At 62.8% G+C, this 13,068-nt stretch carries 9 protein-coding genes; 4 read left to right on the top strand and 5 right to left on the bottom strand.

Annotated elements, in window-relative coordinates; genetic code table 11:
• Positions 1-10: 10 nt before the first annotated feature.
• From R4P64_RS27090 to R4P64_RS27080, 3 genes are all read right to left on the bottom strand, one after another.
• The gene (locus tag R4P64_RS27090; RefSeq protein WP_033234798.1) at positions 11-2,515 is read right to left on the bottom strand and encodes a DEAD/DEAH box helicase; all 2,505 of its coding nucleotides are present in this window, start codon (positions 2,513-2,515) and stop codon (positions 11-13) included.
• Positions 2,516-2,541: 26 nt separating this feature from the next.
• A complete protein-coding gene (locus R4P64_RS27085) occupies positions 2,542-3,579 on the bottom strand; it encodes an alpha/beta fold hydrolase (protein ID WP_033234797.1) in 1,038 nt (345 codons plus the stop codon).
• A gap of 175 nt (positions 3,580-3,754) precedes the next feature.
• Positions 3,755-4,714: a proteasome assembly chaperone family protein gene (locus tag R4P64_RS27080; protein ID WP_033234796.1), complete on the bottom strand. Its 960-nt coding sequence runs from the start codon at positions 4,712-4,714 to the stop codon at positions 3,755-3,757.
• A 338-nt stretch (positions 4,715-5,052) separates the two neighbouring features.
• Here R4P64_RS27080 and R4P64_RS27075 point away from each other — a divergent pair, with 338 nt between their 5' ends.
• Together R4P64_RS27075 and R4P64_RS27070 are read left to right on the top strand one after the other, a co-directional pair.
• Positions 5,053-5,820 (top strand): DUF5642 family protein, encoded by a 768-nt coding sequence (locus R4P64_RS27075; RefSeq protein WP_116104002.1) that lies wholly within the window; start codon positions 5,053-5,055, stop codon positions 5,818-5,820.
• Between the two features lie 156 nt (positions 5,821-5,976).
• Complete coding sequence (locus R4P64_RS27070) at positions 5,977-7,098, top strand: DUF4192 domain-containing protein (RefSeq protein ID WP_317823377.1); 1,122 nt, start codon at positions 5,977-5,979, stop codon at positions 7,096-7,098.
• A 31-nt stretch (positions 7,099-7,129) separates the two neighbouring features.
• Here R4P64_RS27070 and galE read toward each other — a convergent pair whose 3' ends face one another.
• On the bottom strand, positions 7,130-8,113 hold the full coding sequence (galE, locus tag R4P64_RS27065) for a UDP-glucose 4-epimerase GalE (protein ID WP_317823376.1): 984 nt from the start codon (positions 8,111-8,113) through the stop codon (positions 7,130-7,132).
• A gap of 8 nt (positions 8,114-8,121) precedes the next feature.
• Entirely contained in the window at positions 8,122-8,808 is a 687-nt protein-coding gene (locus tag R4P64_RS27060; RefSeq protein ID WP_033234793.1) for a metal-dependent transcriptional regulator, read from the bottom strand.
• Between the two features lie 176 nt (positions 8,809-8,984).
• Here R4P64_RS27060 and R4P64_RS27055 point away from each other — a divergent pair, with 176 nt between their 5' ends.
• Together R4P64_RS27055 and R4P64_RS27050 are read left to right on the top strand one after the other, a co-directional pair.
• Positions 8,985-10,256 (top strand): acetoin utilization protein AcuC, encoded by a 1,272-nt coding sequence (locus tag R4P64_RS27055; protein ID WP_219111620.1) that lies wholly within the window; start codon positions 8,985-8,987, stop codon positions 10,254-10,256.
• A complete protein-coding gene (locus R4P64_RS27050; protein WP_317823375.1) occupies positions 10,249-12,969 on the top strand; it encodes a GNAT family N-acetyltransferase in 2,721 nt (906 codons plus the stop codon). The genes R4P64_RS27055 and R4P64_RS27050 overlap by 8 nt, the downstream gene beginning before the upstream one ends.
• The last annotated feature ends 99 nt before the right edge of the window (positions 12,970-13,068 follow it).

Here is a 13,068-nt window from a genome sequence, read left to right as displayed (position 1 = left end):
GCACAGGGTGTCAGCCCTCGACGATGCTGAGCTCGTCGAACACGATTTCACCCAACGCGTCGGACTCCGGGATATCGACGACACCGAGCAGTGCCCAGCCGTGATCACCTTCCGGGTCCTCGAGCACCTGACGCACTCGCCAGAACTCGCCTTCCTCGACTACCTGGAACAACGCCGGCCCACGCGCCGACGGTCCCGTTCCGATCGAGCTGTACTCCTCGAAGTAGGGGAGCAGTTGCTCTTCCCACTCGGCGGCGTCGATACCGTCGTCGAGGTTTTCCAGTTCGTTCCACTGTCGCCGCGACGCGAGGTCGATCCGACGGAACATCGCGTTGCGCACCATGACGCGGAACGCGCGCGGGTTTGCCGAGATCGGGCGCGGAATGTCGGCGCCGAATGCAACCTCTTCGGTGTCGGCTTCGGCTCCGGGGTCGGTCAGCGACTCCCACTCGTCTAGCAGGCTCGAGTCGACTTGTCGGATCAACTCACCCAGCCACTCGATGATGTCTTCGAGTTCTTCGGTGCGCGCTTCGGTGGGCACGGTCTGGCGCAGGGCGCGGTAGGCGTCCGCGAGGTAACGCAGAACCAGTCCTTCGGAGCGGGTGAGCCCGTAGTGACTGATCAATTCGGCAAAGGTCATTGCGCGTTCGATCATGTCGCGTACGACGGATTTGGGGGAGAGCGCAAATTCGGTGATCCACGGATGGCCGCCGCGGTACATCTCGAAGGCGGGGAACAGTAACTCCGCCAACGGTTTCGGCCAGGTGACCTCTTCGAGGAGTTCCATACGCTCCTCGTACTCGATGCCGTCCGCTTTCATCTGGGCAACAGCCTCACCGCGGGCGAAGTGCTGCTGACCCATCAACACCTGACGGGGGTCGTCGAGCGTCGATTCGATGATGGACACGACATCGAGTGCGTACGTATCGGATTCGACGTCGAGGAGTTCGAACGCAGCGAGAGCAAACGGCGAGAGTGGCTGATTCAAGGCGAAGTCGCGCTGCAAGTCCATCGTCAACCGCGCCATCCGGCCGTGCTCGTCCGGTTCGTCGAGGCGTTCCACGATGCCGGCGCTGAGCAATCCGCGGTACAGCGAGATCGCCTTGAGGATGTGCTTGCGCTGCGCCGGACGTGATTCGTGGTTGTCCTCCAACAGATGTCGCATCGCGTCGAAGCAATTACCCGGTCGGGCAATGACATTGAGCAGCATGGAGTTGCTGACGGAGAACCGCGACACCAAGGGTTCCGGTGATGCCGCAACCAGGCGGTCGAATGTCGCTTCGCTCCACGAAACAAATCCTTCGGGAGCCTTCTTGCGTTGAATTTTCTTGATCTTCTTCGGATCGTCGCCCGCCTTGGCGACTGCTCGCAAATTGTCCACTTCGTGTTCCGGCGCCTGCACCACGACGGTACCCATCGTGTCGTAGCCGGCGCGGCCGGCACGACCTGCGATCTGATGGAACTCACGAGCCTTGAGGTGGCGGGTGCGGACGCCGTCGTACTTGGCCAGACCCGTCAGCAACACAGTGCGGATGGGGACGTTGATGCCGACGCCGAGTGTGTCGGTACCGCAGATGACCTTGAGCAGACCGTCCTGGGCAAGGACTTCGATGAGCCGTCGGTACTTGGGCAACATGCCGGCATGGTGAACGCCGATGCCGTGGCGAACCAACCGGGAGAGTGTCTTGCCGAATCCCGTCGTGAAGCGAAATCCGCCGAGCGCCTCGGCAATTGCTTCCTTCTCCGTCTTGGAGCAGAAGTTGACGCTCGTCAGCGCTTGCGCTCGTTCGAGAGCTGCGGCCTGCGTGAAGTGCACGATGTACACGGGGGCCTGGTTGGTGGTGACCAACTCTTCGATGGTCTCACCGACCGGTGTGGTGGCGTACGAGAACATCAGGGGGACAGGGCGTTCGGTACCAGACACGACGGTGGTGGGCTTGCCGGTGCGACGCGTGAGGTCCTCGGAAAAGAAGTCCACCTCGCCCAGAGTTGCGGACATCAGTAAGAACTGGGCGTGCGGTAGTTCGATCAGGGGAACCTGCCACGCCCACCCGCGATCCGGTTCGGAGTAGAAATGGAACTCGTCCATCACTACCTGGCCGATATCGGAATCGGGACCCTCCCGCAACGCGAGATTGGCGACGATCTCCGCTGTGGCACAGATGATGGGAGCCGACGAGTTGACGGCAGCGTCGCCGGTCATCATGCCGACGTTCTCCGCGCCGAACACCTCGCAGAGCGCAAAGAACTTCTCGCTCACCAACGCCTTGATGGGCGCGGTGTAGTACGTGCGCTTGCCCTGGGACATCGCGTAGAAGTGCGCGCCGATCGCCACCATCGACTTTCCGGAACCGGTGGGTGTAGCCAAAATGACGTTGGCACCCGAGACCAGTTCCATCACAGCCTCCTCCTGGGCAGGATAGAGCGTCAAACCACGCTCGATGGTCCAGGATAAGAAGGCGTCGAAAACGGAATCGGGATCCGCGTTGTCGGGGAGCAGTTCCGTCAGCAGCACTTGTACAGGTTAGCCGCTGGCGGTGATCAGGTTGCGCTGCGCTCGTCCGAGCCCATCGCATCGAGTACCGCCATGCGTGTCGACGACGAGCCGGTGATGGTGTTTTCACCAACCCCGGCAATCAGCATGTGCCGCCAGTGCGCCTCGTCGAATACCAGTGGCGCGGTGCTCGCGAGGAACTCCTCGATCACCTGAAGGAAATGCATGGGGTCGTCGCGGAAGGGGAAGTGTCCGGATCCACGGAAAACTTCGAGTCGGGAGTTGGGCATCGCCGCATGCGCGAGGTGCGCGTGCGAGACGGGAATCACGGAATCCTCGTCACCCCAGATCAACTGAACCGGCAGATTCTCGGTCAGGTAACACCGATCGAGCATCGTGACGACCTGACCTCGCCAGTCGACTACTGCTCGCAACGTCCGCAGGTATGCCTCGTAGGCAGTGGGGTCTGGTAGTTCGGCGAGAACACGAATCAGGTCAGGAGTGTCGTGCAGCATGGTTCCCGGGCGCAGGTTCGATCCGTGAACGGCGCCGGCGAGACTACCGGCGAAACGCACGATCGGCATCGCTCCGGGAATGCGCAGAAGTTTGAGGACCTCGTTGACCACCGGCACCGACATCAACCGAAGAATCGGATGGACGTCTTTGGTGATGCCGCCGGTCGAGACCAACACGAGTCGATCGACCATGTCGGGGAACTGGTATGCAAATTGCATCGCCACGCCGCCGCCGAGTGAATGCCCGATGACACTGACGTGTTCGATGCCCAGAGTGGACAACAGATCGCGCATGCCGTTGGCGTAGGCCGCTACCGAGTAATCGGCACGAGGCTTGTCGGAGCGACCGTGCCCGAGAAGATCGGGGGCGATGACGGTGTAGTTCTTGGCCAGATGGGGGATGATCTCCGTCCACGTGGACGAGTTGTCGCCAATGCCGTGCAGGAGCAGAACTGCAGGGCCGTCGCCGGCAATGCGAAAAGCTCGACGGTAACCGTGAATCGTCCGAAACATCATCCGCGGTTCCTCGTCGGGAACTGGCCGGAGCTGCCGCGTTCGGGGTCTGCTCATGTCGCCTCCAGTATCAGCGCGTGACCGCCGTTGACTGAATCGCTCCGATTTGTTGAGCCGTCAACAAAAGTCACGCAGAATTTGAGGCTATCCGACAGATGTATCGAGAACAACATCTCAGGTAACGACGAGGTTGCGGAATGCGCACGATGTGCGCAATTCCGCAGCTCATATGTCAGTTTCGGTCGGATTCGCCGTCATCCGGCGTGTCGAACTCTCCATTGCCTGCCTGTTCGGCCAGGAACCGCTCGAATTCGGCACCGATCTCGTCTCCACTGGGAAGGTCGGCCTCACCGGCGAGCAGTGACGCCTGCTGTTCCTGCGCTGTCACGAAGGTGTCGTACTGGCGCTCGAGAGCATGGACCACGGTCTGAACTTCTTCGTTTCCGGCAATGTGCTCGTTAACCTGTTCGAGGACGCGCGCCGAAGCCTCACCCAGAGCGGCGAGTGGCAATTCGAGCCCGGACACCTCTGCCACATTCTCCAGCAAGGTCTCGGACGCAGCCGGGTAATCGGTCTGTGCCAGGTAATGGGGAACGTGAACGGAGAAACCGACGGCTTCGTGGCCGTGCTGGCTCATCCGGAATTCCAGCAGCGACGACGCACTGCCGGGAACCTGAAGTTCGCCGGACCAGCGCTGGTGGTCGCCGATCAGGTCCTTGTTCGTGGAATGAGCCGTCAAGCCCAACGGGCGGGTGTGCGGAATCGCCATCGGGATCGCATTGAGCCCGATGGTCTGGCGCACGCCCAGCTGTTCGGCGAGCAAGCGGACAGCGGTGGTGAATCGCTCCCACTTGAGATCGGGTTCCATACCGGCAAGCAGCAGGAAGGGCGTTCCCACCGTGTCACGAAGCGCGTAAAGGTTCAGAGAGGGGGCGTCGTAGTCCGAGAAGTGATCGGCCTTGAACGTCATCGTGGGGCGGCGTGATCGGTAGTCGATCAACTCGTCCACGGCAAACGACGCGACAAGTTCGGTTTCGAGGCTCTCGCGCAAATGCTTCGTCGCAAGTTTCACGGCGTGACCCGCGTCGGAGTAGCCCTCGAGTCCGTGGATGAGAACCGGGCCCTGGCCGTCGGCAGCCGACAACTGGGGCGCCGGGAATTCCAGCTCGTACATTTTCGACTGGTCGTCCATCGCAGTCCCCTTCTTTCACGGTGCTTGTTTCCAGTGTCCACTATCGGCGGTTGCCGATTCGCAGTGGAGTCGGCAGTGGAGTCGTCTTTCGCCGAGGTTCCTTTGGTGGAACGTGTCCGACGGGCTCGGGCATTCCCGAATTCCGACGCGGATGCGTTCGCCAGGAGCGAAGCGTGCGGGTCAGGGTTCGACTTTTGGGGTTCGACGTTTGGGGTTCGACACCGTCGCGCAGTGGGCGGAGATCCACGATCCGGGAGATAGGACATGGCAGAGTGACGAACAGGTACTGCCGTGGTGGATTTCTCCCATTCGGCTGCAGCCGAATGGAGGCACACGTGATGGTCGGTCGGGGATCGGGCAGGTCGAGGCTCGCAGGCGTCGTGGCTGTGGTTGCTGCGCTCGGATTGTTATCGGGGTGTTCCTCGTCGATTTCCGGGGAAGCTCAGCCTGATGCCGGCGGACAGACACCCGCCGTAGCGGGGTCGAGCGCTCCCAGTGCGGCAGGGTCGACGCCACCAAGCACAACGGCTTCATCCAAGGCTGCGCCGCTAGCGGACCTGTTGCTGACTCCTGCAGAGTTTCCGCCGCCATTCGACGCGGTAGTACTTCCCGCGCAAGCTGTTCCGATGGCCGCGCCGGATCTGGTGGGTGTTCCGCGCGGAGCAACCGTCGACCCCGCAGACTGCGCCCCACCCGAACAGGACTACGGGCCGACGGGCACCGTCATGGCTGTTGGCACCGACAATGCGAGTAGGTCGACAATCTCGGTGGAGCTCACTCGGAGTGACACCAGCCTGACCTCGTTGGAAGCGCAGACCGAAGACTGCACCTCGATGAAGGTGACCGCAAACGGAGTGACGTCGACGGTCACGACGGTCATTTTGCCGCCTTCGCCGATCAATGCCGATCAGACGTTGTCCTTGCGGCGGACGGTATCCACACCATCCTCGGCCACCGGGGACCAAACGATGTTGACGCTGATGGCCCAGGTCGGTGATGTGCGCATTGCTGTCACGCTGATGACATTCGGTGCAACCGAGCCGTCCACCGCGCCGCTGGACGAGGCTTTCACCGCCGCTGTTCAGAAGGTTCGCGCGGGCAGCTGAGAATCATGCACGACGCACCGACACTCATCACGTAGTCGGTGCCTGTGTTCGTGATTCATCCACAACAAAATTGGTTCTGCACAGCTGAGCTTCATGAGCTTCGTTTTGCCAGGTCGAGCGCCGCGGGCGGGTGGTTGCTCTTGCCATGGTTTACCCATGACAAAATCACCGTTTTCCCGGGAATTCGAATCCTCCGACGACCAGGCGCAGAGTTGGGTGTCGCGTGAGTCCGAACACCTTTCGGAACCAGGCGAGCTGATCGCTGCGATCCCAGCGTTGATGGGGTTCAGCCCCGAAGACTCCGTCGTCGCGTTGTGCCTGATGGACACCACACCAAAAACACTCGGACCGATCATGAGACACGACTACTTTCCGAACATCGGCTCCGAGCTGGCTCCGGCGATGCGCTCGGCCCTCGAGCAATTTGTTCGAGTCTGTGCGACAGAGGGAACAGTCGCGGTGATCCTGGTCATGATCGGAGACCATCCGTTGGGGGAATTATTCGACATCGCAGCGGACTTCAACGACATGCTTACCGGCAACGGCGTCGAACTCGTCGATGTGTTCGCAGTACCGGTGATCGCGAGGGGTCGCGACTGGATGAGCATCCTCGCGCCGGATCGGTATGGGCGCCTGCCCGATCCCGGTTCGTCCTCTGTCGCGGCCGCCCAGGTCCTCGGCGGCCGTGTCATCCGAGCGTCGCGGAGCGAGTTGGTGCGCTCGGTTCGTGGGCAATCGAGTAACCACGCGACGATCGGGTCGTTGATCGACCGGGGGCGCGCGCAGATCGCGTCGGCGCGGTGCGAGGCGCACTGCTCGAACGATCCCTTCGCTCAGGTGCGCCGGGAGGTCGAGGAAGTTCTGGCGTTTGTCGGGCGGATGCGGCGCGGAGTATTTCCCGACCCCAGTGAATGTGCGCACCTGGCACTGGTGTTGTCGGACGTGCGCGTTCGGGACACTGTCATGGGTCTAGCGGCAACGGAGTACGCAGATTCCGCGGAAGCGTTGTGGATGATCTTGACGCACGAACTTCCGGTTCCCGAATGTTCTTATCCCGCTACACTTCTGGGATTCTTTGCCTATGCCCGCGGTGATGGCCCACTCGCCGGTATCGCGCTCGCATATGCACTGGAAGCGGACCCTGAATACAGTCTGGCCGGCTTGCTCGACAACTCGCTGCAGGCCGGCATGCGACCGGACGGAATTCGCAGGCTGGCGGAAGTCGGACTCGACCTCGCCAGGGACTTCGACGTGAGTGCGATGCCCGAGGCGAGGTGAGTTGGACCTGGAGGACTTAAGCGTCGCAGATCTACCGAGCGGAGTGCGATGCAGAACCGAGGTCTTGCAGGAACTGCCAAGCATCCGCGACGATCACGTCGAGATCGGTGCGCGTCGGGGTCCACCCGAGTTCGGCAATTGCCTTGTCGCTGGACGCGATCAAGACGGCCGGGTCGCCGAGACGGCGTGGAGCGTCCTCGACATTGATCGGAAGTCCGGTCACCCGAGCACACGAAGCAATGACCTCGCGGACGCTGAATCCGGCACCGCTACCGAGGTTGTAGATGCGATGCTCGGACGGCGTGGACTTCTCCAAGGCGAGGAGATGGGCCTCGGCGAGATCGAGCACGTGGATGTAGTCCCGCACGGCAGTTCCGTCGGGCGTGGGCCAATCGGTGCCGAAGACCGAGATCTTGTCCCGCTGCCCCAGTGCAACCTGCAGCACCAACGGGATCAAATGTGTTTCGACAACCCGGTTTTCACCGGCAGACTTGTACGCACCGGCGACATTGAAGTAGCGCAAGCTGGTGGCGGCAAGACCGTGCGCGACGGAGTACGACGTGATCGCGTGGTCGATGGCGAGCTTCGACGCTCCGTACGGATTGGTAGGCCGAGTCGGAGCAGTCTCCATGATCGGAGTCTGCTCCGGCTCGCCATACGTCGCCGCAGTCGACGAGAACACCAACCTCGGAGTCCGAGAGGCGCGGATGGCCTCGAGGAGCGCGAGGGTTGTTACTACATTGCCCTGCCAGTACTTTTCGGGATGCAACACCGATTCGCCGACGAGTGACTGCGCGGCAAAATGCAGAACACCGTCGAAAATCGGGGAGTTGCCGAGGACCTTCGCCGCCGTCTTGGCTACATCACCTTCGATGAAGTCGGCGCCGACTGGGACGGCGTCGGCATTTCCGGTGGAGAGGTCGTCGATCACAACGACCTCGTGTCCGCGTTCGAGTAGCACTGTGCTGCAGACACTGCCGACGTAGCCGGCGCCGCCGGTAACCAAAAGTTTCATGAAATTCCTCAGACCAGCTTTACCTGTACGGCGTGCGCCATTTCTTCTGCCAACTCCACACCGTCGTGTCCGGGCACGATGATCGTCACTGAACCCGGGCGGGTTTCGACGGTCACCCTGGCGTCCGGAACGACGCCGGCGTCACGCAGTTGCGCGATCACATCGGGATCGGACTGCACGTGCTCGGCGAGCCTGCGCACAACCACAGCCGTCGGCTTGCCCGCCGGAACATCGGTGAGGCGCATCAAGGTTTCGGCTGGATTGCTCGGCCCGTCCAGACCCAGCTGATCCAGCCCGGGAATCGGATTACCGTACGGCGACGTGGTCGGGTTGTTCAGAACGACGACGAGTCGGCGCTCGACGTCCTCGCTCATCACATGCTCCCAGCGGCACGCCTCTGCATGCACGTCTTCCCACTTCAAGCCGATGATGTCCACCAACAGGCGTTCTGCCAAGCGGTGCTTGCGCATGACCGAAACGGCCAAGTCGCGGCCCTTGTCGGTGAGCTCCAGGTGTCGATCGCCGGCAACCATCAGCAATCCGTCGCGCTCCATGCGCGCAACGGTCTGGCTCACGGTGGGTCCGCTCTGCTCGAGCCGTTCGGCGATCCGCGCCCGGAGTGGGACAACGCCCTCTTCTTCCAAGTCGTAGATCGTCCGGAGATACATCTCCGTGGTGTCGACTAGATCCTTCACACTCAACCCCTTCGTCAACGGCCATTCTACCGTTCGGTTCCGGAAACTTGTGCCGCTCCATCAGCGGCGAGTCCGGCTGTTCGGCCGGTGGCGACATCCCTGGTGTGACGGCCTGGACACACTTTCGAGAACAGTGTGGTGCACGGCACGAATCGAACACGAAGTAGCGTGTTCCCATGACCGCCTCGATCAGATCTGACGAGGACCCCACGATGCCTCGAGCGAATCGAGTTGTGGTGTGGAGTCCGGAGTACCTGAGTTATCGGTGGAGTAACGATCACCCGATGAATCCGACCCGCCTCGACCTGACGATGGAACTCTCGCGTGGCCTGGGACTGCTCGAGGGAATCGAGTTCCTCGAGCCGGCACCTGCCAGTGACGTCGACCTCCTCCGCATACACACGCCCGCCTACCTCGCCGCCGTCAAATCAGCGGGCCACTCAGCATCCAACGGTGTTACCGGTGCGGATGTTCCCCACGGTCTCGGGACCGAGGACAACCCGGTCTTTCCGCAGATGCACGAGGCGAGCGCAATTCTTGCCGGTGGTTCCCTGGCCGCTGCCAAGGAAATCGCGTCGGGGCGCACACGTCGGGCGGTCAGTATCGGCGGCGGAATGCACCACGCGATGGCGGACTGGGCCTCGGGATTCTGTGTCTACAACGACGCGGCTGTCGCAATCTCCTGGCTGCTCGACAACGGGTACGACCGCATCGCGTACATCGACGTCGACGCACATCACGGTGACGGCGTGCAGCACGCTTTTCTCGGCGACCCACGAGTTTTGACGGTGTCTCTGCATCAGCATCCGGCAACGCTGTGGCCCAATACCGGTTGGTCCAGCGAAGTCGGGGACGGCGCGGCGGAGGGTACGGCTGTCAACATCCCGGTGTTGCCGGGAACCGTAGACGCATTGTGGCTGCGGGCATTTCACGCGGTGGTGCCCGGTGCGATCGCCGCGTTCCGGCCCCAGATCATCATCAGCCAGTGTGGTGTCGACTCGCATCGGGAAGACCCGCTCGCTGATCTGGCGTTGACCGTCGACGGTCAACGAGCAGCGTTTATCGCGATGCGTGATCTTGCCGACCGCTACTCCGAAGGACGATGGCTGGCGGTCGGTGGTGGTGGGTACGGGCTGGTGCGGATCGTTCCGCGGGCGTGGACGCATCTCATCGCGGCAGCGCTAGATCGTGACATCGATGTGAACACGCCACTTCCGGACGGTTGGAAGGAAAAGACCGGGGCGATGGCACCGGGCGTCGAACTTCCCGAGGTCATGGGGGACGGCGGCGACATCAACTTCTCGAAGTGGGACGGGCCGGGCGGTACGCCCGAAACCGGAGTGGCGTCGGTAGACAGAGCGCTCACCCGCATCGATTCCGCCATCATCGCGACGCGCCGCGCTGCGTTTCCCCTTCTCGGACTCGACCCGGAGGATCCCCGTGACTGAACAGTCCGACCCCAAGTCCGACCCCAAAGAATCCGACACCGAAGCCAAGACAGACGCTGCGGTCGACGCGGCACACAACTATCCGCACGAGTGGGTTGTCGACGTGCTCGCCTCGGACGGCGGCGCGGTTGCCCTGCGGCCGATCGTCCCCGAGGACGCGGACAAGCTTGTCGAATTCCACGGCAAGCTCTCCGAGCGCACGCGGTATCTGCGGTACTTCGGCCCTTACCCCACAATGTCAAAGCGCGACGTCACGAACTTCACGACGGTCGATCACCACAATCGGGTCGCGTTTGTCATGATGCTGGGCGACGAGATCATCGCCGTCGGCCGGTACGAGCGTCTCCTCGACGTCGGTGACGGCAAGTCGGCGGAGGTGGCATTTGTTGTCGCCGACGCCCATCAGGGTCGCGGCCTTGGTCCTATCCTGCTCGAGTACCTGGCAGCGGCAGCCGCGGAAAACGGGCTGACGATGTTCGTGGCGGAGGTCCTGTCCGAGAACCGCAACATGGTCACCGTCTTCCGCGAGGCCGGATATCAGGTCAGCCGAACGTTCGACGGGGGAGTGCTGCGCCTGGAGTTCGCGATCGACCCCACAGAAGCCCTTGTCTCCGTGCGCAATTCCCGTGAGCGGGCGGCTGAGGCCAGGAGTATGGGCAACGTGCTCAGCCCGCGGTCCGTTGCCGTGATCGGAGCGTCGGCCGACCCGGCGAAGGTCGGCAACGCCGTACTGACCAACCTTCTGCGTGGCGGGTTCACCGGCCCGGTCTATCCGGTCAATGCCGAACATCGTTCCGTACACGGAGTTCGGGCATACAAGACTGTCCGCGAGATTCCCGACGACGTCGATCTTGCGGTGGTTGCCGTCCCCGCCGAATCCATCAGTTCGGTTCTCGACGACTGCCTCGACAAGGGTGTCAAGGCGCTGGTTGTCGTGTCGTCGGGTTTCAGCGACAGCGGCCCGGACGGTCGCGCATCGGAGCGGAAACTTGTCCATGCGGCCCGCGCGCACGGGATGCGTCTCATCGGGCCCAATGCGCTGGGCGTGGCAAACAACGATCCAGCGATTTCCCTGAACGCGACGCTGGCGCCGGTTCTTCCGGCGGCAGGCAACGTCGGGTTCTTCTGCCAGTCTGGTGCTTTGGGAATCGCGATCCTCGACGAGGCCGCGCGCAGTCGAATCGGGTTGTCGGCCTTCGTCTCTGCCGGTAACCGTGCCGATGTGTCCGGCAACGACCTTCTGCAGTACTGGGATTCGGATCAGTCCACCGAAGTGGTGCTCCTGTACTTGGAGAGCTTCGGTAACCCGCGAAAGTTCTCCCGGATCGCAAGGCGCGTGGCGCGTAAGAAGCCGATCGTGGCAGTCAAGAGCGGACGCCACGCAGTGCCACCCGTGCTGGCGGCCACCGGAGTCGAGATCGACGATTCCATTGTCCGCGCGCTGTTCGAGCAGGCCGGTGTCATCCAGGTCGGGTCGATCTCCCAATTGTTCGACTGCGCACTGCTGTTCGGCTATCAACCGTTGCCGGCCGGCCCGCGTCTGGCAGTCATCGGTAACTCCACTGCCCTTGGTGTACTGGCCGCAGACGCAGCCCGCAGCGAAGGGCTCCAAGTCAGCGATCCGATCGACCTGGGCGCGCAGGCCAGTCCCGAGTTGTTTGCGTCAGCGGTGCGTGATGCCTTGGCGTCCTTCGACGTCGACGCCGTCATCGCGGTCTTCGTTCCACCGGTCGCCATCCCGGTCGAACCCTTCGCGAAAGCGCTCAAGGATGCGGTAGCGGGATCGGACAAGCCCATTCTCACGACGTTCCTGGCCGCGGAGGGAGTGCCGGAGGTGCTGACTGTCCGCGATGACGCCGGCAATCCGACTCGGGGATCGGTGCCGTCGTATCCGGGACCGGAGCGTGCGGCACTGGCGTTGGCGCGGGCCTGGCGATATGCCGAATGGCGAAGCAAGCCCGCGTCCAAGGTGGTGCGGCCAGCCGGCATCGACTCCGAGCGGGCTCGCCAGATGGTTGCCGCCTGGCTCGAAAACTCGTCCGGTCGTTGGCTTTCCGACTTCGAGGCATCGGAACTTCTGGCGTGCTACGGCGTCGACGTCGTCGAATTCCGCTCGGTCCTGAGCGAAGACGAAGCCGTAGAGGCAGCAGACGCACTCGGGTACCCCGTGGTTGTGAAGGCAACCGGCGAACTATGGCGCCATCGCCCGGATCTTGGTGGTGTGCGCCTCGACCTTGTCGGGCCGGATTCGGTTCGACTCGCGTACAGCGACCTTGCTGCCGCGTCGGGGGAGCCGCTCCTGCACGTGCAGAAGATGGCGCCAAAGGGCATCGGGTGTGTTGTGGCCGTGCAGGACGACCCGTCGTTCGGTTCACTGATCTCGTTCGGCCTGGCCGGCGTGATCTCGGATCTCCTCGGTGACCGGGCTTACCGAGTCCTGCCGCTGACCGAGGACGCCGCCACCGAATTGATAGACGCTCCCAAAGCCGCGCCGCTGCTCTCCGGCTACCGCAACGCCGTCCCCGTCAACAAGGGTGCGCTGGTGGATCTAGTGCAGCGGATCTCGACGTTGGCCGACGATATCCCCGAAGTTCGGGAGCTTGCCTGCGAGCCGGTACTGGCGTCCGCTGTCGGCGCCGAGATCACGGACGCCCGGGTGCGCATCGGACCGGAACCGAGCGCCGTGGACCTGGGGCCCCGCCGACTGCGCTGAACCTCGCGTTCGACACCCAGCGTTCAATACGAAAAAGCCGGCCACCGTACGTTCCCGATGGGAGAACATACGGTGGCCGGTGAGTGTCACACGGCGCCG

It is taken from the genome of Rhodococcus sp. IEGM 1366 (assembly GCF_033142425.1).
GTDB classification, from domain to species: Bacteria; Actinomycetota; Actinomycetes; order Mycobacteriales; family Mycobacteriaceae; genus Rhodococcus_F; species Rhodococcus_F globerula.
The sequence above is the reverse complement of the archived record's forward strand: the minus strand, read 5'-3'. Positions and strand labels throughout refer to the sequence as shown.

Coding starts and splice junctions, on each gene's coding strand:
- R4P64_RS27085 (WP_033234797.1), bottom strand. CDS start 3,579: ATGAGCAGACCCCGAACGCGGCAGCTCCGGCCAGTTCCCGACGAGGAA.
- R4P64_RS27080 (WP_033234796.1), bottom strand. CDS start 4,714: ATGGACGACCAGTCGAAAATGTACGAGCTGGAATTCCCGGCGCCCCAG.
- R4P64_RS27075 (WP_116104002.1), top strand. CDS start 5,053: ATGGTCGGTCGGGGATCGGGCAGGTCGAGGCTCGCAGGCGTCGTGGCT.
- R4P64_RS27070 (WP_317823377.1), top strand. CDS start 5,977: ATGACAAAATCACCGTTTTCCCGGGAATTCGAATCCTCCGACGACCAG.
- galE (WP_317823376.1), bottom strand. CDS start 8,113: ATGAAACTTTTGGTTACCGGCGGCGCCGGCTACGTCGGCAGTGTCTGC.
- R4P64_RS27055 (WP_219111620.1), top strand. CDS start 8,985: ATGACCGCCTCGATCAGATCTGACGAGGACCCCACGATGCCTCGAGCG.